The sequence below is a fragment of the Beijerinckia sp. 28-YEA-48 genome (assembly GCF_900104955.1).
In the GTDB taxonomy this organism is placed as follows: Bacteria; Pseudomonadota; Alphaproteobacteria; order Rhizobiales; family Beijerinckiaceae; genus Terripilifer.
The window spans coordinates 764,193-782,290 of the sequence record NZ_FNSI01000001.1 but is presented as its reverse complement, the minus strand read 5'-3'; the positions used below and the strand labels follow the sequence as shown (position 1 = coordinate 782,290).

At 60.2% G+C, this 18,098-nt stretch carries 22 protein-coding genes and 1 tRNA gene; 10 read left to right on the top strand and 13 right to left on the bottom strand.

Annotation, left to right across the window (positions count from 1 at the left end; genetic code table 11):
* Nucleotides 1-2: 2 nt before the first annotated feature.
* Both BLW50_RS03715 and BLW50_RS03710 read right to left on the bottom strand, forming a co-directional pair.
* Nucleotides 3-620, bottom strand: coding sequence for a glutathione S-transferase family protein (locus BLW50_RS03715; RefSeq protein WP_090697595.1), 618 nt, complete (start codon nucleotides 618-620; stop codon nucleotides 3-5).
* A gap of 177 nt (nucleotides 621-797) precedes the next feature.
* Nucleotides 798-1,970 carry an isovaleryl-CoA dehydrogenase gene (locus tag BLW50_RS03710; protein WP_090697591.1) on the bottom strand — a complete coding sequence of 391 codons (1,173 nt, stop codon included), beginning with the start codon at nucleotides 1,968-1,970 and terminating at the stop codon, nucleotides 798-800.
* A gap of 94 nt (nucleotides 1,971-2,064) precedes the next feature.
* On the opposite strand from BLW50_RS03710, the gene BLW50_RS03705 reads away from it, so the two are divergent.
* Complete coding sequence (locus BLW50_RS03705) at nucleotides 2,065-2,538, top strand: methyltransferase family protein (protein ID WP_170849969.1); 474 nt, start codon at nucleotides 2,065-2,067, stop codon at nucleotides 2,536-2,538.
* Nucleotides 2,539-2,791: 253 nt separating this feature from the next.
* Nucleotides 2,792-3,022 carry a hypothetical protein gene (locus BLW50_RS30210; RefSeq protein WP_139267448.1) on the top strand — a complete coding sequence of 77 codons (231 nt, stop codon included), beginning with the start codon at nucleotides 2,792-2,794 and terminating at the stop codon, nucleotides 3,020-3,022.
* A 54-nt stretch (nucleotides 3,023-3,076) separates the two neighbouring features.
* Here the strand turns inward: BLW50_RS30210 and BLW50_RS03695 are convergent, their stop codons facing one another.
* The 7 genes from BLW50_RS03695 to BLW50_RS03665 all read right to left on the bottom strand — a co-directional run bounded on the left by BLW50_RS03695 (nucleotide 3,077) and on the right by BLW50_RS03665 (nucleotide 8,579).
* Nucleotides 3,077-3,892: a glycoside hydrolase family 25 protein gene (locus BLW50_RS03695; protein ID WP_090697581.1), complete on the bottom strand. Its 816-nt coding sequence runs from the start codon at nucleotides 3,890-3,892 to the stop codon at nucleotides 3,077-3,079.
* A 216-nt stretch (nucleotides 3,893-4,108) separates the two neighbouring features.
* Complete coding sequence (locus BLW50_RS03690; protein WP_170849968.1) at nucleotides 4,109-4,393, bottom strand: copper-binding protein; 285 nt, start codon at nucleotides 4,391-4,393, stop codon at nucleotides 4,109-4,111.
* A 26-nt stretch (nucleotides 4,394-4,419) separates the two neighbouring features.
* Nucleotides 4,420-4,890: a cupredoxin domain-containing protein gene (locus BLW50_RS03685; RefSeq protein WP_090708648.1), complete on the bottom strand. Its 471-nt coding sequence runs from the start codon at nucleotides 4,888-4,890 to the stop codon at nucleotides 4,420-4,422.
* 11 nt (nucleotides 4,891-4,901) lie between these two features.
* The gene (locus BLW50_RS03680) at nucleotides 4,902-6,296 is read right to left on the bottom strand and encodes a multicopper oxidase family protein (protein ID WP_090697574.1); all 1,395 of its coding nucleotides are present in this window, start codon (nucleotides 6,294-6,296) and stop codon (nucleotides 4,902-4,904) included.
* Between the two features lie 12 nt (nucleotides 6,297-6,308).
* On the bottom strand, nucleotides 6,309-7,754 hold the full coding sequence (locus BLW50_RS03675) for a TolC family protein (protein WP_090697570.1): 1,446 nt from the start codon (nucleotides 7,752-7,754) through the stop codon (nucleotides 6,309-6,311).
* The gene (locus tag BLW50_RS03670) at nucleotides 7,754-7,984 is read right to left on the bottom strand and encodes a hypothetical protein (RefSeq protein WP_090708646.1); all 231 of its coding nucleotides are present in this window, start codon (nucleotides 7,982-7,984) and stop codon (nucleotides 7,754-7,756) included. Before BLW50_RS03670 ends, BLW50_RS03675 begins: the two co-directional genes overlap by 1 nt.
* Nucleotides 7,985-8,141: 157 nt before the next feature.
* Nucleotides 8,142-8,579, bottom strand: a complete 438-nt coding sequence (locus BLW50_RS03665) for a hypothetical protein (RefSeq protein WP_139267447.1) — start codon at nucleotides 8,577-8,579, stop codon at nucleotides 8,142-8,144.
* A gap of 211 nt (nucleotides 8,580-8,790) precedes the next feature.
* Between BLW50_RS03665 and BLW50_RS03660 the strand changes: the two genes are divergently transcribed.
* Complete coding sequence (locus BLW50_RS03660; RefSeq protein WP_090697563.1) at nucleotides 8,791-9,087, top strand: hypothetical protein; 297 nt, start codon at nucleotides 8,791-8,793, stop codon at nucleotides 9,085-9,087.
* Nucleotides 9,088-9,261: 174 nt separating this feature from the next.
* The gene (locus BLW50_RS03655; RefSeq protein WP_090697560.1) at nucleotides 9,262-9,525 is read left to right on the top strand and encodes a hypothetical protein; all 264 of its coding nucleotides are present in this window, start codon (nucleotides 9,262-9,264) and stop codon (nucleotides 9,523-9,525) included.
* A 31-nt stretch (nucleotides 9,526-9,556) separates the two neighbouring features.
* Here the strand turns inward: BLW50_RS03655 and BLW50_RS30205 are convergent, their stop codons facing one another.
* Entirely contained in the window at nucleotides 9,557-9,814 is a 258-nt protein-coding gene (locus BLW50_RS30205) for a hypothetical protein (RefSeq protein WP_139267446.1), read from the bottom strand.
* A 642-nt stretch (nucleotides 9,815-10,456) separates the two neighbouring features.
* Nucleotides 10,457-10,541: transfer RNA gene (locus BLW50_RS03650), tRNA-Leu, on the bottom strand.
* Nucleotides 10,542-10,801: 260 nt separating this feature from the next.
* Between BLW50_RS03650 and lipB the strand changes: the two genes are divergently transcribed.
* The gene (lipB, locus tag BLW50_RS03645) at nucleotides 10,802-11,485 is read left to right on the top strand and encodes a lipoyl(octanoyl) transferase LipB (RefSeq protein ID WP_090708642.1); all 684 of its coding nucleotides are present in this window, start codon (nucleotides 10,802-10,804) and stop codon (nucleotides 11,483-11,485) included.
* A gap of 1 nt (nucleotide 11,486) precedes the next feature.
* Here lipB and BLW50_RS03640 read toward each other — a convergent pair whose 3' ends face one another.
* Nucleotides 11,487-12,392 carry a LysR family transcriptional regulator gene (locus BLW50_RS03640; protein ID WP_090697557.1) on the bottom strand — a complete coding sequence of 302 codons (906 nt, stop codon included), beginning with the start codon at nucleotides 12,390-12,392 and terminating at the stop codon, nucleotides 11,487-11,489.
* A gap of 109 nt (nucleotides 12,393-12,501) precedes the next feature.
* Here BLW50_RS03640 and prpB point away from each other — a divergent pair, with 109 nt between their 5' ends.
* The 4 genes from prpB (at nucleotide 12,502) to BLW50_RS03620 (ending at nucleotide 16,915) form a co-directional block, all read left to right on the top strand.
* Nucleotides 12,502-13,413, top strand: coding sequence for a methylisocitrate lyase (gene prpB / locus BLW50_RS03635; RefSeq protein WP_090697554.1), 912 nt, complete (start codon nucleotides 12,502-12,504; stop codon nucleotides 13,411-13,413).
* Nucleotides 13,414-13,512: 99 nt separating this feature from the next.
* Entirely contained in the window at nucleotides 13,513-14,646 is a 1,134-nt protein-coding gene (locus BLW50_RS03630) for a 4-oxalomesaconate tautomerase (RefSeq protein ID WP_090697549.1), read from the top strand.
* A 71-nt stretch (nucleotides 14,647-14,717) separates the two neighbouring features.
* Complete coding sequence (locus tag BLW50_RS03625) at nucleotides 14,718-15,914, top strand: 2-methylaconitate cis-trans isomerase PrpF family protein (RefSeq protein WP_090697545.1); 1,197 nt, start codon at nucleotides 14,718-14,720, stop codon at nucleotides 15,912-15,914.
* Nucleotides 15,915-15,943: 29 nt separating this feature from the next.
* Entirely contained in the window at nucleotides 15,944-16,915 is a 972-nt protein-coding gene (locus BLW50_RS03620; RefSeq protein WP_090697542.1) for a Bug family tripartite tricarboxylate transporter substrate binding protein, read from the top strand.
* A 49-nt stretch (nucleotides 16,916-16,964) separates the two neighbouring features.
* Here BLW50_RS03620 and BLW50_RS03615 read toward each other — a convergent pair whose 3' ends face one another.
* A complete protein-coding gene (locus BLW50_RS03615) occupies nucleotides 16,965-17,480 on the bottom strand; it encodes a gamma-glutamylcyclotransferase family protein (protein WP_090697540.1) in 516 nt (171 codons plus the stop codon).
* Between the two features lie 109 nt (nucleotides 17,481-17,589).
* On the opposite strand from BLW50_RS03615, the gene BLW50_RS03610 reads away from it, so the two are divergent.
* Nucleotides 17,590-18,021 carry a hypothetical protein gene (locus tag BLW50_RS03610; RefSeq protein ID WP_090697536.1) on the top strand — a complete coding sequence of 144 codons (432 nt, stop codon included), beginning with the start codon at nucleotides 17,590-17,592 and terminating at the stop codon, nucleotides 18,019-18,021.
* The last annotated feature ends 77 nt before the right edge of the window (nucleotides 18,022-18,098 follow it).

Sequence of the window (18,098 nt, the reverse complement as noted above, 5' to 3'; positions counted from 1 at the left end):
CGTCACGTAAGCGGCAGGATCAGTACCTTGCTGGCCCACGGGCGCTCGCAGATCGCCTTATACCAGCGTTCGAGATGGGGACGCGGCTGCCGCTCGATCGGCAGATGCATCCAGCGATGCGCCACGGTGGCGAGCACGCAATCGGCCATGCCGAAACTGCCGCCAGACATCCAGGCCTGCTGCGACAACAGCGCGTCCAGCACGGCCGCATTGTTTTCCGCCGTCACCCGGGCGGCTTCGATCGCCGCCGGCTTCGCTTCGATATCCTTACGAATCAGCGGTCGGAAAATCGCATTGATCGGATCGAGAAAGGTCGTCTGCTGCCAGTCCATCCAGCGATCGGCGTCGGCACGCCGGTGCGCATCGAGCGGCCACAGCTTGCCCTCCGAATAGCGCGCGCAGAGGTAGCGAACGATGGCGTTGGATTCCCACAAGGTGAAACCCATGTCGTCGATGGTCGGCACGCGACCGTTCGGGTTCATCGCCCGATACTCCGGCGAATTGACAACGCCGAAATGCAAGCCGGCATCGGTCCGCTCATAGGGCAGACCGATCTCTTCCAGGGTCAGCAACACCTTCTGAACATTGAGCGAATTGTTGCGGCCCCAGACCTTGATCATCTTTATTCTCCATGCGCGATAGCGTTTTGGAGTTTGATGGAATCATCAAACGTCACAAAGACGCGTCAGGACAAAGGCCCTAGGCAAAACTGCGTTTCCATGGAAACGCAATTTGCTCTGGATCAGAGGTATTTGCCCCCCTGCTAAAGGTCAATTGGCAAAGATCGATCGGTAGTCTCAGCCGGATTTTGCGAACAACTCCCGGCCGATCAGCATGCGGCGGATTTCGCTCGTGCCGGCGCCGATCTCATAGAGCTTGGCATCGCGCAACAACCGCCCGGTCGGGTAATCGTTGATATAGCCATTGCCGCCGAGAAGTTGGATCGCATCAAGCGCGATCTTGGTCGCTTTTTCGGCCGCATAGAGAATGGCGCCAGCGGCATCCTCGCGCGTCGTCTCGCCACGATCGCAGGCCTTCGCCACCGCATAGACGTAGGCGCGGCAGGCATTCATGCCCACATACATGTCGGCGACCTTGCCCTGCACCAACTGAAACTCGCCGATCGATTGGCCGAATTGTTTGCGGTCATGGATATAGGGCAACACCACGTCCATTGCCGCCTGCATGATGCCAAGCGGCCCCGCCGCCAGAACGGCGCGCTCATAATCAAGCCCCGACATCAATACATTGACGCCCTTGCCAAGACTGCCCAGCACATTCTCCTCCGGCACCTCGCAATCCTCGAACACCAGTTCGCAGGTGTCGGACCCGCGCATGCCGAGCTTGTCGAGCTTCTGCGCCGTGCGAAAGCCCTTCATGCCCTTCTCGACGATGAAGGCGGTGATGCCACGCGACGCAGCGCCCGGATCGCTCTTGGCATAGACGATCAGCGTTTCCGCCACCGGCCCATTGGTGATCCACATCTTGTTGCCGTTGAGGACGAAACGATCGCCGCGCTTGTCGGCCCGTGTCTTCATCGACACCACGTCGGAGCCTGCACCGGGTTCCGACATGGCCAGCGCCCCCACATGCTCGCCCGAGATCAGCTTGCCGAGATAACGCCGTTTCTGGTCCTCGCTGCCGTTACGACGCAATTGATTGACACAGAGATTGGAATGGGCGCCGTAGCTGAGACCGACGCTGGCGGAGGCCCGGCTGACCTCTTCCATCGCGATGCAATGCTCCAGATAGCCGAGCCCCGACCCGCCATAGTCCTCCTCGACCGTAATGCCATGCAGGCCGAGCGCCCCCATTTTCGGCCAGAGGTCGCGGGGGAAGGTATTGGTCCGGTCGATCTCCTCGGCACGCGGCGCGATCTCATCCTGGGCGAAATCGCGGGTGGTGGCGCGGATCATGTCGGCGGTTTCGCCGAGGTCGAAATTGAAAATGGGGCCCTGGTTGGCGATCATTCATCCCTCCAGACATCCGGGTGTCTGCCCCGGCGTGGACAGCCATTGTGGCACGCGATAGCCTGTCGTTGAAACGCCCAGCCGGATGAGAGCCATGCAACCAAAAGACTATGCCGCCGGTTGGCTTCCGCAGAAGATTTTTCTCGGCTCCCTGGTCGTCGCCCTGATCTTGAAGCTGATCGTGCCCCTGCGCTTCCTCGGCGCGGGCACCGGTCGCGAGACCGGCGCCATGTTCGGCTGGCTCATCGTCGCGGCAGCCATAGGAATCGCCTTTTGGGCCGACCTGGCCTTGAAAGCAGCCAATGCGCCCGTCAGCCCGGACAAACCGGCCCGCGCGCTGGCGACAGGCGGCCCCTACCGTTTCTCACGCAATCCGATCTATCTCAGTCTGGCGCTGGTTTTATTCGGCCTGGGCTTCGTCGCCGATTCCTTCTGGCCGTTTCTGGCCCTGATCATCTCGGTGCTGGCGGTCCAAAAACTCGCCATCGAACCGGAAGAGGCTGATCTGGCCGAGAACTTCGGCGAAGCCTATCGCGACTACGCCAACGCCGTCCGCCGCTGGCTTTAAGCTTTACGCGCGGACGCCTGCCCAAAAAGCCTTCGCGGCAATGCAATGCTGGGCATTATGCCGAGCGCGTCTGCTCGGCCCGCACGACGCTATGCGCCGACGGCAGCAGCAAACGCTGACCGTTCGAGGCGGTTCGTCGCATATGACCAAAGGCACCTAGCCTTGCCTGACCCGCCAAACGTAGTCACCGGCATCGCTCGATCATTCACGATAAAGAGTCGATGTGATCCGTTGAGGGATTGCGGGCACCGGCATGCGAAAATCAGACGTGCAAAAACCAGACGTCATTATAACGCGGCGCGAATTGGACAATGCGCTTGAAGCGCACGACATCTTGGAAATCATCGCCAACAAGCTCGAAGATACATCTCGTGCAACGACAGTCGAAATCGAAACAGAGCTTGTTCTGCGTATTCGCCTCTGCACGGCCTTCCGGCTGCGCATCCTCAAACTTCAAAAAGCCGAGGCCGACAGCCGGGGTTAACGAGTAAGACGAACTGGCCAGAAAGAATTGGCCAGAACCAACCTGCGCCGTCACTCAATACGGCTTGCCCGCAAGCCAGGCCCGCCATTGCCCTTCGCTACCAGCAAAAGCGTTCTTGTCGACCTTACCGCGAATGCCGGACACATAACCGTCGGACTGATATTGCCAGAACACCCAACGCCGGCTGCCATAGGGCACCTGCGGCGGATGTTTCGTCGAGCGCACCCACATCGGATAATCGCTGAACTCGCCGTCGGCCAGAATGGACTGGTAGAAATCGACCGTCACATAAATGACCGGCCGCTTGCCGTAGTGACGCTCCAGATCCAGCAGCATTTCGCGCATCTCACGGACGACTTCGTCTTTGTAGAGGGTGCGCTTGCAGGTCCGTGAGGTCGGCGTCGCCTCGACATCGAGCACTGGCGGCAACGCCTCTGGATCGACCGGCACGGTGCTCTTGAACCAGCCGATCTCCTCATGGTGCGGGCGGCACCAATAGACGAAATGATAGGCGCCGCGCGGCACACCGGCGGCCTTCGCAGCATCCCAATTCTGCCGGAACTTGGCATCGGCATGATCGGCGCCCTCGGTCGCCTTGATCCAGGCGAACTTGACGCCCGAGGCGCGCACCGCCTGCCAGTCGATGTCACCCTGGTATTTGGAAACGTCGATGCCATGAATGGTGAAATTGTTCGGGTGCAGACCGACGAAATGCTCGTTGCCCGCCCCAGCCCGTCCGCCATCGCCAACCCCATCGAGCATGGGAATGGCAGAGCCGCCACCGCCGCAGGCAGCCAGCATCAACGCCGCGGCTAAAGCCGCCACCGGTGCAATGGCCTTCAGGCCCAATCGTTCAAACTTAAATCGCATGCACGCTAAATAAACCACAGCTTGGTAACGGCTCGTAAACGACGCCAAATTTTAGCGATCAAGGTGAATCAGGCGAGCGAGCAACCGGCCAGGCGCCCCGCCCTGGCGCCAAAACGCGCCCCATCCTCAAAAAAGATTTTCGGATCAATATCATGACGGAGGCCCGAAGGTCTCCGTCCGTATTTCTGCTCCAAATTGGGCGCCTGACCAGCAGGCCTATTTGGCTTTGTCGATCTTGGTGACGGTAATGCGCCCGTTCACGCGGTCGGCCTCAAACATCACCTTGTCGCCGACTTTCAGCTTCTTCAGGGCCGCCGGATCGGCGACGGCGAACGCCATCGTCATGCCGTCCATGTCGAGATTCTTGATCGGCCCATGCTTCAGGGTGATCTTGGCCTGCGCCTCGTCGATCTTTGTAACCTCGCCCGAGACGCGGGCTGTTTGCGCGAGTGCGATGGTGGCCACCAGCGAGACCGTGGCGGCAGCGATCAGTTTACGCATATTCTTCTCCATTCCTGTGTTTGAAACTATTTGACGGTGATGCTGCCGGACATGCCGGCTTCCCGGTGTCCGGGGATCAGGCACGAGAAATCGAACGCGCCCTTTTTTGTGAATCTCCAGACAATGTTGCCGGCTTTGTTCGGCGCCAGGCGTTTGGCGTTCGGATCGTCGTGTTCCATGTCCGGGTTCTTCTGCATTTCAATGGCGTGCTTGAGGTTCTCCGCCAGCGTGCCGATGACGAGTTCATGATCGAGCACACCGTCGTTCTTCAGAACGAACTTGATCTGCTCGCCACGCCGGACTTCGATCTTGTTGGGAACGAATTCCATCTTGCCGTCTGCCTCGCGCATGACGACTGCGACCGTGCGCGACGCTTTCTTCGGATCGCCCGGCACGCCATAGGCGCGATCGCCGCCATGGGAATGGCCGGGATCCGCGAGGGCAGCCGTTGCAAGGGGCAACGCCGCAAACGCGATCATCAAGGTTTTGATGGTCATGGACATACCTTTCAATGATTGCCGTGTTTGGATCTCGCACCGGGTTTCACGACGGTGACCTCGGTGGTCTTCGATTTGTCGAATACGGGCTGCGACGGGCGCTCGGCCTTCTTGACGTCGCCCTTCCATTCAAAGGAGACGGTTCCTTCCGGATGTTTGTACCAACCGGGATCTTTGTAATCGCCGGACGCCAGGCCCTCGCGTACTTTGACGACCGAGAACATGCCGCCCATTTCAACCGCGCCGAACTGCGCCCAACCGGTCATCATCGGCAAGGTGTTCTCGGGCAGCGGCATTTCCATCTCGCCCATATCGGCCATACCAGCCGTGCCCATGGGCATGTAGCCCGGGACGAGGCGTTTGATCTTCTGCGACACCTTCTTCTTGTCGACGCCGATGAAATTGCTCATGTCATGCCCCATGGCATTCATCGTGTGATGCGACTTGTGACAATGGATCGCCCAGTCACCCGGCTTGTCGGCGACGAAATCGAAAGCGCGCATCTGCCCGACCGCGCAATCGACCGTCACCTCTGGCCACGCCGCCTGCTCCGGCACCCAGCCACCATCCGTGCACGACACTTTGAAATCATAGCCATGCATATGGATCGGATGATTGGTCATGGTCAGATTGCCGAAGCGGATGCGGACGTTGTCGCCCTTGGCGGCGACGATGTGGTCGATGCCGGGAAACACCCGGGTGTTCCATGTCCACATATTAAAATCGGTCATCTCGGCGACGCGCGGCACATAGGTACCGGGCTCGATGTCATAGGCCGCCATCAAGAAAACGAAGTCACGATCGACCCGGCGGAAGGCTGGGTCTTTCGGATGGACGACAAAGAAGCCCATCATGCCCATCGCCATCTGCACCATTTCATCAGCGTGCGGGTGGTACATGAACGTGCCACTCTTCTGCAGCTGAAACTCGTAGACGAAGGTCTTGCCGACGGGGATCTGCGGCTGCGTGAGACCGCCGACACCATCCATGCCGCAGGGTAGAAGCTGCCCATGCCAGTGGACTGTCGTATGTTCCGGCAGTTTGTTGGTGACGAAGATGCGCACCTTGTCGCCTTCCACCGCCTCGATGGTCGGCCCCGGCGACTGGCCGTTATAGCCCCACAAATGACCGACCATGCCCGGCGAAAATTCGCGCAACACCGGCTCGGCGACGAGATGGAATTCCTTCCAGTCGCCGTTCATGCGCCACGGCAGGGTCCAGCCGTTGAGCGTCACCACAGGATTGTAATCCGGCCCCGTTTTGGGCACGAGCGGCGGATGCATCTCCGCGCTCTTCATCGTTGGCGCCTCGGGCACCGAAGCGAAGGCGGTGCGGCCGGAAACCGCCGCACCAACGAGTGTGACACCGCCGGCGGCATTGAGAAAATTGCGACGTGAAACTGACATGATGTTCTCCGATCACTCGCCGCTGCCTGAAGCGACGCGGACACCCGCGCCAGCTCCGGAGCCGCCACCTTGAATTGCCGTATCGAAATCGACACCGGCGACGAAGAAATCGCGCTGCGCCGAGATCGCGGCGAGATTGCTGTCGATGCCTTCGCGGAAGGTCGTCAACAGCACGAACACGTCGATGAGCATGCCGTTGTATTCGAGCAACGACTGCTCGTTGACGGTGCGTCGCAGCGGCACGATCTTGTTGCGATAGGCCAGCGCGATCTCATAAGATCCGCGATGGGTGAGGTAAGCCGCGCGTGCCTCGGAGCGGATATTTACCGCTTGTTCGGCGAAGCGATTGACCGCCTGCATATAGGTTTCGGCCGCGCGCCGCCGCGTCGTCTCGCCGAAATCGAAGATCGGAATCTCGATCACCAAATCGAGCGCATTGCCCGCCGACCTCTTCTTTTCGACAACGCCGTCGCTTTTGCTGCGCTCGAACTTCGAAAAGCCAGCAAGCTCGAAGGCCGAGACATAGCGGGTGGCTTCATAAAGGCGCAGCGACGTGGCAAGCGCGTCAAGCTCCAGACGCGAGGCGATGAGATCGACACGCTGGCGGATAGCCTGCGTCTCCACCTGCTGTGTCGACGGCAAGCCGCGCGGTAGATTGGGCAGCTGACTGGGCAGTTTGTAATTGATGTCGCTGCCCCAAACGCCAAGGCTGCGCGTCAGCGCCTCCCGCGTCGTACTGGTTTCGAGACGTGCCGCCGCAAGCTGATTGGAGACTTCGGCATAGAAGGCCGCTGTACGTGCCTGGTCGAGTTTTTTGGCTGCGCCCGTCTCGCCCAGGCTGCGCATCAGGTCGGCCGCCGCATCGGCGCTTGTCCGCGCTTGTTCGAGATAAGTCACTTTCTGTCGCGCGGAGACCGCCGCGTAATAAGCCTTGCGCGCATTGGCGGCCGTGCGGAACGTCGCATCGATGGCGCGGTAGCGCGCCGCCTCAAACTGTCGTTCGCCGATCTCCCGCCGTGTCGGCTGGGTCAGGAGCGACAGCAGATTGGCGATGATGCGCCGCTCGATGTCCAATCCGCCGTTGGTCACCGTTCGACCCAACGCAAGGGTTGGATTGGGCGGCAGGCTGGCTTCGACAAAATCGGCTTCCGACAGGCCCAGCGTATTATATTCCGCCTGCAGTCCACGATTGTTGAGAAGCGCGATCTGCACCGCGCTCGTCGAGGTGAGCGGTTTGGCAAGAAGTGCCTTGACGCGTGCCGCGGCGGATGCGGCTTCGCATTGCGAGTTGATCTTGACCGCATCGGCACCGAGCGTGGCCGAGACCTGCGTCGCCACGGCCTCCATCCCCCCATCGGGCGTGAACGAGGCACAGCCACCGAGTGTCAGCGCGCTCAAACCGACAGCAAGCAAACGGCTGCGCTGAGAAAACGAGGTGCGAGAAAGCGAAGGAGCCATCAGTGCCCCCTGCTCTTGGGCGCGACACGCTGATTGCTGTCGATCCAGGATTTCGGCTGGACTGGCCGATAATCGACCGTGCCGGCCATGACCGGCGCGACGCGTTGGCGCGGCACTTTCGCCGTCGGATCGGCGGGATCGCGGACAGCATCGAGATTTGGCCAGGCGGAACACCCAGCCAGGGCGCCGGCAAGCGTGACGGCCACAGCCGTCATAACAGCGAATTTCATCATCTTCCTCGGAACAGGCCTATGGCCTCAGCGGCACTGCCGCGTGTCGTCGAGCGTGCCCTTGCCGCGAGAAATCAAGCGGCAGGGATCGCCGGCGCGAACCCGAGAGAAAGAGTGGGGACGGAGCTTGAGCTCCGCTCAGGTGTCTCGCCGACGGTTAGACGGCGAGCGATCTGGGCGGACGTTCGAGGCGCGGACCGAGCGTACCCTCGACATCGGTTTCGAGCGGCAGAGGATTGGCGGCCCGGATCGCGACAGCGGAAACGCTGAGGCAGATTTGCGGTAATACGGCCATGTGACAGGCCATGGCGGCGCAACACATGCTGCCCATGTGATCGGGCATATCGCCACCGCAACGCGCGGATGCATCAAGACAGGGCTTGGTGTCAGCAACTTGATGTTGATGATGGGTGCTATGATCGGCTTTAAGATCAGCCTTGGCGGCTTCCGCCATCCCGTGGTGATGGCTCATGGCCTGCGTCATTGGCATTCCATGAGTTTTCATGGGATGCGCATTGGCAACATCCCACATGCCGCCAGCCGAAAGGCCAAGCAGCGCCAGGAACATCACCAGTGAGCGGAACAGACGCATCATGATGCGCGCCAGAATAGGGATGCGCCGCGAAAAGGCAAGGCGGCCCGATGATGCAAGCAACCGCTCTAACCTTCCGCCACAGTCCGAATGGCACTCAAGTCCTTGTCCGAAAACTTTTTTACGGGGACGGGCAGCGACTGCTCGACAGAAAATAATATCACCCGATAAGTTCGCCTGGGGACGAAATCAAACATTCGGCTGAGGGAAAGAGATGGCAAAAGGCAGTTCGCTTACCGGGAAAGCGCTCGCGATAACTTTCATACTTTTTTCAATCACGGCGTCCGTCGCGCCTTTGGAGCGAGCGATCGCCCAAATGACCATGTGCGACGGAGACTCATGCACCATCACCGAACGTGGCCGCGAGCGTCCCATGACGGATAAGGAGGTAGACAAGCATTTTCGGCGACACAACTGGGCTCAAGTCGACAAAGTTCGCTGCAAGTACACGGACGATCAGGCGCGCTGCGAAAATATCGTCAAGGAACTGCGCAAGTTGTCGGCTTATTGAAGCCACGCAAGCGAACACGCCGAGAGATAATTTCCTCCGGCGCAAACGATCCCGCGGAACCTTACTGGTAGCGGCCGGTTGAGCATTCCTAGAGGCCGGAATTTTGGGGTTTGATAGGTCGCCATCGGCAGCATCAATCGTCTTGCACAGCCTTTTCCACGAAGGAATGCCACGATGAATCGAGCGTTCTACGATATTGTCCCCAATGCCCATGGCTGGGGCGTCCGTCATGACGGTGAGACCACCGGCGAATATGTCACCAAGGAAGCGGCCTTCGAGGCAGCCATCCCGGCCGCCTCGCTGGCCATCAGACATGGTCACGAGGTCCTCATCAGGGTCTCCGAGCAAAGATCGGGCGACACGTCCGACGGCACCCCGACGGAACCGGAACATCCGGAACTCACCCGAATCTGGAATATGAAGCGAGTCAGGCGCTAAGCGGTGACGGCTGATCGGGCCTCGTCATGCCTCAATAGCAAGTGACGAGGTTTTCCCATTCCAGACCAGCGCCAACCACCGGTTCGACGAGACGACTACGATAGCAGGCCGCAGGCAGGCCAGAATTGTGGGCTGACGACTGCTGTTCCGGCTGCTGCTCAACGGGCGTAACGTAGTGGGCGCGCTGATGGACAACGACATGGGCCGCGGAAGCTGAAGAGGTTGCAAAACCGGAGATCAAAGCCGCCGCAGCAAGGACTGGAACAAGCCCTTTAAGGACATCAGACATGGCGATCCTCCCTTAAAAGATGCCTTGGCCTTCACTGCTCTGCAATTGCGAATGCAATCCGACCTAATTTTGGCAGACTCGCCACGGTGGATGAACATTCGGTAATGCAATCGCGGAAGCCAAAAAACTTATCGCTGTGTCGCAGTCATTTTTGGCATTACAGCTCTCGCGGCGATGATGAACAATCGCGCAGTCGTGAATTGAGTTTACCGCAGGCAGCGATCGTCATTCTCTTGGGCCGCGCCCGATCAGCCGACATAGGGCTGAGGGAGATTAGCCGCCTTCCCCAGATGCCGACCCAGTCGGCGACTTGATGTGGATTGTCGGAGAGAACGGTCTGCCACTCACCAAAGAATCATTCGGGGAAGTCCGTAACGCAGCCAGAATCCCTGGTGCCCGCAAGATCGCCGCGACTCAGGCGGCGAATAAGGGCGGCCTACTGCTAAGTCCAAGGTGATTCTTGGCCGGGAAGACAGCAATATGGCTGCCCTCCTTAAGAAGACCGTCGATCACCAAAGGAGTAATTTCGGAGATGGCTGCGAAACGGTGAGTGAACGGTTTCGTCCCTCACCCGCATTCCGCGCCCCCTACGGGGCTTTTCTACCAACAAAATCAACAACCTGCACTTGGCAGATCGTTGATTGGTGCGGCCAAGAGGACTCGAACCTCCACGGGTCTCCCCACTAGCACCTCAAGCTAGCGCGTCTACCAATTCCGCCATGGCCGCTGGTAGAAAAAACCGGGCGCGAGCCCGGCTGCGTGCCGCCGGAACTCCGGGGCGCGCGACAGGCAGCCGTCTAACAAATCAATTGCCGGGTGACAAGCGCGCCCTGGGGGCAAATCACGGTTCTGAGAGCTGTTATCGCTTTTCTGGCGGCCGGCCGGCATTCGTGGCAAAATGGAACCATGCAAAATAGCGTTTTGGATGCCCCTATTCCCGCCGCCGCCTGCCCTGTGGCTCCGGAACGCGGCAGCCTCTCCCACCTGATGCAGGCCCCCGCCGGCGCCCCTCCGGTCGAATGGATCGTTTCCGAGGGTCTCACCGCCTATGACGACGCAATCTCCTTCATGGAACAGCGCGCCGACGCCATCGCTGCCGGCACCGCCCCGGAATGCGTCTGGCTGGTCGAGCACCCGCCCCTCTATACAGCCGGCACGTCGTCCAAGGACGGCGACCTGATCGATGCCCGCTTCCCGGTCCACCACACCGGGCGTGGCGGCCAGTACACCTATCACGGGCCAGGACAGCGCGTCGGTTATGCCATGCTCGACCTGCGCCGGCGCCGGCCCGATATCCGCGCCTATGTCTGCTCCCTGGAAGATTGGATCATCGCCACCCTCGCCGCCTACAACATCCGTGGCGAACGCCGCGCCGACCGCGTCGGCGTGTGGGTGCAGCGGCCCGACAAGCCACGCGGCTTCGACGGCGCGATGGCCGAGGACAAGATCGCCGCCATCGGCATTCGCGTGCGCCGCTGGGTGACGTTCCACGGCATTTCGCTGAACGTCGAGCCGGACCTGTCGCATTTTTCCGGCATCGTGCCCTGCGGCATTTCCAACGCCCACTACGGCGTGACGAGCCTCGTTGATCTCGGCATTCCCGTGACCATGCCTGAAGTCGACAGCGTCATGCGCCGCACATTCGAAACCGTGTTCGGGCCGACGGCTTAATCTAGCCAACGAAATCCTTCTGCTTCACGGTTTCCCGCAAGATATCCAGGAAAGCTTCCGCGACGCGTGAAAGCGAAGCGCCGCGATGGCGGATGACGCTGATCGTGCGATGGACCTGCGGTTTGATCAGCGGCCGGCTGGTCAATGTGGGCGGCGGTTCGGTCGGAAACGCCAGCCGCGGCAAAGCCGCGACAGCCAGACCAGCTTCAACGAGGCCCAACGATGTCGGCAGGTGCTGGACTTCATAAAACCAGTTCGGATGCCATCCCGCATTCTGCAGCGCGCGATCGATCACGAGCCTATTTCCGCTCAGACGATTGGCGGTGACGAAACGATATGGCGCCAGATCACGCCAAGCGATGCGCTTGCTCGATGCCAGCGGATGATCATGTCGGCATGCCAGAACATAAGGGTCCTCGATGAGGTTGATGTATTCGAGATCCGAGTCACGTCCGCCGAGAAAGGTGATCCCAAGATCGGCATTTTGCCGCTTCACGCGATGGATCACCGCATTGGCGTTTTCGTCGACGATCCGGATCCGGACCTGATGAAAATGCGCATTGAATTGAGCGATGACGCGCGGCAGAAAATAGTGCGCGACCGTTGGAATGCAGGCGATCACGAGGCGGCCGGTTCGCTGCGCCGATAGGTTTTTGATCGATGCCAGGGACGCGTCGAAATCATCGAGCAGCCTGTGCACCTTCGGCAGGAACTCCCGCCCGGGAATCGTCACTTGAACGTTGCGCGTCGTGCGTTCCAGCAATTCGATCCCAAGACTCTTCTCCAGATTCTGGATGCGTCGCGTCAGCGCCGGCGCGGAGATGTTGAGCGTTTGCGCTGCGTCATGAAACGAGCCCAGCTCAGCCACAACCGCAAATGAGCGAAGCGATTCAAAGTCGGTCGACACGGGCCACCTATAATTGCAAATTATGCAATTATCATAGCAAAAATTGCAATTCACATCAAGAAATCAGCACCGTAGGCGTAGCTGACTGCTGTGAAGGAGCAACGAAGCCGTGACCTATCTCGTGGGAGAAACCTATAGCGCCGTGCCAGCGGGGGATCGCTTCAGGGCGCTGCTCGCAAGGCCCGACATCGTCAGATTGCCTGGCGCTTACAATGGTCTTTCCGCGCTGGAAGCGAAGGCAGCAGGCTTTGAAGCTCTCTACCTGTCGGGCGCCGCGATGTCCGCCTCGATGGGATTGCCGGACACCGGCATCATCACGGTCGAGCAAGTTGCCTTCTTCATTCAACAGATCACCCGGGCCTCCGGACTGCCTTTGCTCGTCGACGGCGACACGGGGTACGGCGAAGTTCTCAACGTCATGAATATGGTGCGCACGTTCGAGGACGCAGGCGCGGCGGCCGTTCACCTCGAAGATCAGATTCTTCCCAAGAAGTGCGGTCATCTGAACGATAAAAAACTCGCCGATCCAACCGATATGGCGGCCAAGATCGCTGCCGCCCGCAAGGCAAGACGCCACCTCTACATTATTGCTCGCACCGATGCAGTCGCCAGCGAAGGCATGGACGGTGCTGTGGCGCGGGCGAAGCTCTATCTGGAAGCTGGCGCCGATGGAATTTTTCCGGAAGCCTTGACCGATGCCGAGATGTTCAAAGAATTCGCCCGTCGCATGCCGGGCGTACCTTTGCTCGCAAATATGACGGAGTTCGGCCGGACGCCCTTCTTCAGCGCCGCGGACATTGAGGCGATGGGCTATCGCATGGTGATCTGGCCCGTAAGTGCTCTGCGTGCCGCAGCCGCCGCCCATCGCGAGCTGTATCAATCGATCAAAGCTCATGGCGGCACGCGCGAACAAGTCGGCAAGATGCAGACCCGCGAGGAGCTCTACGAGCTGATTAATTACCACGCGTTCGAGGCATTGGATGCCTCGATCGTGAAAACCGTCGTTCCCGCAGCTTTGTAACGCAAAGCATCGACCTCCGGTGCGCAAGCGCATGGGAACCATTGCGGACACAGGGCCGCTGAAAACCACCCAACTTCTGACGACCAAGAGGCGCGAGATATGCAAACACCCATCAAATGCGTTCTGATGCGTGGCGGAACCTCACGCGGGCCCTATTTCAAGGACGGGGATCTTCCCGCCGATATGGAAACGCGGAAACAGGTTCTCCTGCGCGTGATGGGTAGCCCGCACATCCGCCAGATCGACGGCATCGGCGGCTCCGATCCCGTGACCAGCAAGGTCGCCGTCGTCCGCAAGTCGATGCGCGCCGACGCGGATGTCGACTATCTGTTCAGCCAGGTTTGGGTCGATCGCGCCGAAGTCGATACGTCGCCCTCTTGCGGCAACATTCTCACCGGCGTAGGGCCGTTCGCGATCGACGAAGGCTTGGTGGCCGCGCAAGACGGCGAAACACGCGTTCGCATATTCGACGTCAACACCAACTCATTGGTCGAGGCTGTGGTGCAAACGCCTGGAGGCCGCGTCGATTACGAAGGCACCCACCGGATCGATGGCGTGAACGATGCCTACGCGCCCATTCAGTTGGACTTTAAAGCAATGGTCGGCGCCAAGACCGGCAAGCTTTTCCCGACCGGCCAGCGCGCGGAAGAGATCAATGGCGTCCGCGTGTCCTGCGTGGACATGGCCATGCCGATCGTCTTCGTGCCCGCCCAACAGGTCGGCAAGACCGGCTACGAAACCAAGATCGAACTCGATACCGATCGGCAACTGTTGGCGACGCTGGAGAAAATTCGGCTGATCGCTGGAGAGCGGATGGGCTTTGGCGACGTGACTGGTCGCGTCATTCCCAAAATTGCCCTGGTCGCTCCACCATGCGCAGGGGGCACGATCGCTTCGCGCTACTTCATGCCCCACGCGATCGCGACAGCCTATGCCGTGACCGGCGGCGTCTGCCTTTCGACAGCAAGCTGCATACCCGGCACGGTCGCTTACGACGTCGCCGCCCTGTCGCAAGCCGCGGACGGCGTCACGCATATCGCGATTGAACATCCGCAAGGAAAGATGTTCGTCGATGTCAAAGTCCAAGACAAGGATGGCTCCGTCGTGGTGGAACAGGCATCTCTGGTTCGGCACGCCCGCCGGCTGATGGCAGGAGAAGTCTATGTGCCATCGACTGTATGGACAGGGCCGCAAACCAGCGGCTTGATCGAGAAAACGCGCGAAATGGCCTAGGCGCGATCCGTCACCCAGTTTCGTCCGTTGCGGCCGCGTGCCCCAAGCAAAGTGTGTCCAAGGAGTTCTACATGGGCCAGATAGCCATTCCGGCCGTTTATATGCGCGGTGGAACGAGCCGAGCCTTGTTCTTTCATCAACGCGACCTGCCGCCGATCACGACGCCGAAAGACTACCGGCCGTGGGATCCTCTGTTTCTGGCGGCCCTGGGCTCTCCCGACCCCAACGGACGCCAGCTCGACGGCCTGGGCGGAGGTATTTCATCCTTGTCGAAGATCGCGGTCATCGGACCGCCGACCCACCCTGATGCGGACGTGGATTACACCTTTGCGCAGGTCGCGATCGGACAGCCGGTTGTCGGCTATCGTGGAAACTGCGGCAATATTTCAGCCGCTGTCGGCCCGTTCGCGCTCGATGAAGGCCTGGTGAAAGCCGATGGTGACCGCGCCACCGTGCGCATTCACAATACCAATACCGGCAAGATCATTGTCGCGCACTTTCCTGTCGAGGATGGCAAGGCGGCGGTGAATGGCGCATGCGCCATTCAGGGTGTTGGCGGCACGGGAGCTGAAATCGAACTGGCGTTCACCGATCTCGGCGGCGCGACGACCGGCAAACTTCTGCCAACCGGCAAAGCCATCGATGACTTGAATATTCCCCCGTTCGGCAGGATCCAGATGTCGCTCGTCGATGCCGCCAATCCGGCGGTTTTCGTCAAAGCCGAGACGATTGGCCTGAGTGGCACGGAGACGCCGGAGGCGTTGACCAACAATGCCCGCGCCATGACGGCCTTCGAGGACATTCGCGTCGCCGCTGCCGTGGCCATGGGGCTGGTGAGCGATCCGCAGGAAGCGCGCACCAAACTGAAGAATTTGCCAATCGTCGGCATTTTGAGCCCACCCCAACAGACGACCATGAGCTCGGGAGATATCGTCCAAGCCTCCCAGATGGATCTGACGGCGCGGATGATCTCCGCCGGTCAGCCGCACAAGGCGACACCGTTGACGGCTGCGATGTGTCTTGCGGTCGCGTCCCAAATCCCCGGCACAATCGCAAACCAACTCTCTCAGAAGCCGGCCGACCGCTCCAAACTGCGGATCGGACATCCAAGCGGCATTCTGCCTGTCGACGCGACGGTACGACAGGACGGCGATGAAAGCATTGCTGAAGAAGCCATCGTTTTTCGCACGGCGCGCCGTTTGATGGAGGGTCGTGTGCTCATGCCGATCAGCACCGACGAAGCACGCTTACCGCGTGAGATGCGATGAAAACAGTATTGAATTTTGGAGGAGGTAACATGTTCAAACAGCGTCTCGTTCAAGCCGGCCTGGCATTGGCGCTTCTTGGACTCCCACCCGCGTTCGCGCAGGACTTCCCTGCACGTCCTATTAAATTGCTCGTTCCCTATGCGGCCGGCGGCGGCACGGACGCGGTCGCGCGCATCGTGGCGCAGGCCGTAGGCGAGAGAATGGGACAAGCCGTGATCGTCGAAAACAACGGCACGGGCGGCGGCAATCTTGCCTCGCAGATCGTCGCAGCCGCACCGGCCGACGGCTATACGATGCTCATGGCCAACCAAGGTCCGATGGTGGTCAACCCTCATCTGTTCAAAAATCTGAAAGTCGACCCGCTGCAGGCTTTCGAACCCGTGACGCTTCTGGCCTCGGTGTCGCTGGTGCTCGTCGTGCCGCAGAAATCGCCGTTTAATTCGGTCGCCGAGTTCATCGACTTCGCGAAAAAAAATCCCAGGAAACTCAGCTACGGCAGCGCCGGCAATGGATCGGCCAGCCACCTGGCGGTCATGCTGATGGCTCAGCTCGGCGATCTCGATGTCACCCATGTGCCTTATCGCGGCGCTGGCCCTGCCCTCAATGATCTTGTCAGTGGACAGACCGATTTCATGATCACCAGCCTGCCATCCGTCACCGGGCTGATTTCGTCAGGGACGGTGAAGGCGTTGGCCGTGAGCCCGGACAAGCGTATCACGGCTCTGCCCGACGTGCCGACCTTGATGGAAGCCGGCATCAAGGATTATGCGACCGGCGCCTGGTATGGCTTCGTCGTGCCGAAGGGAACGCCGCAAGACGTGGTCGAAAAGCTGCGGGCGGCCAGCATCGATGCAGTCAGCAGCCCGTTCGTCCGTGAGCGCTTCGCCAGCGAAGGGACCGATCCGATCGGCTCGAGCGGCGAAGACTTCCGCAAGATGATGATCGAAGAGTCGGCCCGCTGGTCCGACGTGGTGAAAAAATCCAACACCGTCATCAATTGATCGGACTTCGATAGGGAACCGCCGCGGCTCAACCCCGCGACGGTTCAAATCAGCGCCGATCCAACGGCGTCGCGAAACGCGGCCTGACTTTCGGCGCCACCGTCGGTTGCGTGAAACCTTGCGACGTCGTCGTCTGCCCCATACCTGGCGCCAGCGCGGACAATTCGCGCATGTAGTTCTCCGGCAACTGCCAGGATTTCGCCGCCGCGATCACCGCTTCCATATAGCCATCGAGCGGGCGACCGCCGCCTTTGCCACGTCCGACATAAACCAGCGCGCGCACCGACGCCCCCGCATCGCGCAACACCGGCTGGGAAATCTTGGTGTAGAGACCGCTGCCAATGCTCTCATAGGTATCGAGCGTCCGCATATCGCCCAGCGCCACGTCCCACAACACGCCATGCACGCTGCGCGTGCCATCGCGCTGCACAGAGGCATAGCCTTCCGCCATGATGATGAAGCGATGGCGCGGCAGGATTGCCCGGCTTACCGGCCGCGAACGCGGGCAGCGCACCTGCATCGCCGCCACATCCATGTTCGAGCCATAGGCGAAATAAAGCGGCATAACGGCCTCAAGTTTCAGATCAACAAAGCGATAACGCCCTCGCTGGCTTGCGTCCAGCCCGCCACTGCGCTCACTATTGTCTCACCAATAGGCAGCCATCGGAGCCGCCATGAGCGATGATCGTAAAGCCATCGATGCCATTATTGCCAGGCAATTCGCCAGCCTCGCCTGGACACCAGGAACCTCCGGCAACTGGACCGGCTTTGCCGGAGATTTTCTTCCCGGCGCCGCCCTCTTTGCAGCAGTGCGCCCGGCCAGATCACAGAGCGTCGAGGATTTCGTCACTCGTATGAAGGGCCTGGCCCAGACCAACCTTCGCGCCTTCCATGAAGACGTCCTGGGCGTGGACATTCGCATTTTCGGCAATGTCGCCATTGCGGCGGCGGGTTGTCGGATCACCGAAAACAACGAGAAGATAAGCCACGGCGTCGAAATGATGCTTCTGATCAAAGACGCCGGAGCCTGGCGCATCGTCGCGCAAGCCTGGGACACGGAAAGCCCCGACGAGCCGATGCCTGAGGATTTGCGGACCCGCGACTAGAGCAAATCACGTTTCGGTAGAAACGCAATTTTGCTTAGATCCTCTTATTTGGACTCGTCTTCATGGCGCTCGACGAG

What these genes read in the sequence shown, in the direction of transcription:
- BLW50_RS03625 (WP_090697545.1), top strand. Translation starts at nt 14,718, where the DNA reads ATGGGCCAGATAGCCATTCCGGCCGTTTATATGCGCGGTGGAACGAGC.
- BLW50_RS03690 (WP_170849968.1), bottom strand. Translation starts at nt 4,393, where the DNA reads ATGCGTAAACTGATCGCTGCCGCCACGGTCTCGCTGGTGGCCACCATC.
- lipB (WP_090708642.1), top strand. Translation starts at nt 10,802, where the DNA reads ATGCAGGCCCCCGCCGGCGCCCCTCCGGTCGAATGGATCGTTTCCGAG.
- BLW50_RS03655 (WP_090697560.1), top strand. Translation starts at nt 9,262, where the DNA reads ATGAATCGAGCGTTCTACGATATTGTCCCCAATGCCCATGGCTGGGGC.
- BLW50_RS03660 (WP_090697563.1), top strand. Translation starts at nt 8,791, where the DNA reads ATGGCAAAAGGCAGTTCGCTTACCGGGAAAGCGCTCGCGATAACTTTC.
- BLW50_RS03680 (WP_090697574.1), bottom strand. Translation starts at nt 6,296, where the DNA reads ATGTCAGTTTCACGTCGCAATTTTCTCAATGCCGCCGGCGGTGTCACA.
- BLW50_RS03705 (WP_170849969.1), top strand. Translation starts at nt 2,065, where the DNA reads ATGCAACCAAAAGACTATGCCGCCGGTTGGCTTCCGCAGAAGATTTTT.
- BLW50_RS03620 (WP_090697542.1), top strand. Translation starts at nt 15,944, where the DNA reads ATGTTCAAACAGCGTCTCGTTCAAGCCGGCCTGGCATTGGCGCTTCTT.
- BLW50_RS03715 (WP_090697595.1), bottom strand. Translation starts at nt 620, where the DNA reads ATGATCAAGGTCTGGGGCCGCAACAATTCGCTCAATGTTCAGAAGGTG.
- BLW50_RS03670 (WP_090708646.1), bottom strand. Translation starts at nt 7,984, where the DNA reads ATGAAATTCGCTGTTATGACGGCTGTGGCCGTCACGCTTGCCGGCGCC.
- BLW50_RS03695 (WP_090697581.1), bottom strand. Translation starts at nt 3,892, where the DNA reads ATGCGATTTAAGTTTGAACGATTGGGCCTGAAGGCCATTGCACCGGTG.
- BLW50_RS03675 (WP_090697570.1), bottom strand. Translation starts at nt 7,754, where the DNA reads ATGGCTCCTTCGCTTTCTCGCACCTCGTTTTCTCAGCGCAGCCGTTTG.
- BLW50_RS03665 (WP_139267447.1), bottom strand. Translation starts at nt 8,579, where the DNA reads ATGATGCGTCTGTTCCGCTCACTGGTGATGTTCCTGGCGCTGCTTGGC.
- BLW50_RS03610 (WP_090697536.1), top strand. Translation starts at nt 17,590, where the DNA reads ATGAGCGATGATCGTAAAGCCATCGATGCCATTATTGCCAGGCAATTC.
- BLW50_RS30210 (WP_139267448.1), top strand. Translation starts at nt 2,792, where the DNA reads ATGCGAAAATCAGACGTGCAAAAACCAGACGTCATTATAACGCGGCGC.
- BLW50_RS03685 (WP_090708648.1), bottom strand. Translation starts at nt 4,890, where the DNA reads ATGACCATCAAAACCTTGATGATCGCGTTTGCGGCGTTGCCCCTTGCA.
- BLW50_RS03630 (WP_090697549.1), top strand. Translation starts at nt 13,513, where the DNA reads ATGCAAACACCCATCAAATGCGTTCTGATGCGTGGCGGAACCTCACGC.
- BLW50_RS30205 (WP_139267446.1), bottom strand. Translation starts at nt 9,814, where the DNA reads ATGTCTGATGTCCTTAAAGGGCTTGTTCCAGTCCTTGCTGCGGCGGCT.
- BLW50_RS03615 (WP_090697540.1), bottom strand. Translation starts at nt 17,480, where the DNA reads ATGCCGCTTTATTTCGCCTATGGCTCGAACATGGATGTGGCGGCGATG.
- BLW50_RS03710 (WP_090697591.1), bottom strand. Translation starts at nt 1,970, where the DNA reads ATGATCGCCAACCAGGGCCCCATTTTCAATTTCGACCTCGGCGAAACC.